Source organism: Bacteroides sp. AM16-24, assembly GCF_003471885.1.
Taxonomy (GTDB): Bacteria; Bacteroidota; Bacteroidia; order Bacteroidales; family Bacteroidaceae; genus Bacteroides.
The window spans coordinates 1-405 of the sequence record NZ_QRKI01000044.1 but is presented as its reverse complement, the minus strand read 5'-3'; the positions used below and the strand labels follow the sequence as shown (position 1 = coordinate 405).

Below are 405 nucleotides of genomic sequence, written 5' to 3'. Positions count from 1 at the left end.
AACGAGTATAAAAACTGGGGAGATTTTATCGCCTTGCAAAATGTGAAGCAACTTAACTATTACGAGCCCCGCATCAAATATCAAAGCTATGACAAATACGGCAATCCTACCCGTATCTCTAAAGACGGTGAATTTGAAGATGTCTCCTATATCTGGGGGTATAAGGGGCAACGGGTTGTTGCTGAAATAAGAGGCGGTTCTTTCAGCGCATTAGGACAAACGTTGATAGACAGGGTGACAAGCGCCGTTTCTCCTTCTTCGGCTGATATGGCTGCCATAGAAGCGCTTAGGAACAACCCTTCGCTTGAGGGCAGCCGGATAACGACTTATTATTATGATTCCGCTCTGAACCTGGAACAGCTCGTGATGCCCAACGGCACTAAGACCAACTACGAATATGACTCT

Annotated in this window: 1 pseudogene; it reads left to right on the top strand. The window is 45.9% G+C overall.

The window, feature by feature from the left end:
- Positions 1-405: pseudogene (locus tag DW182_RS21955) on the top strand (hypothetical protein); the annotation flags it as partial.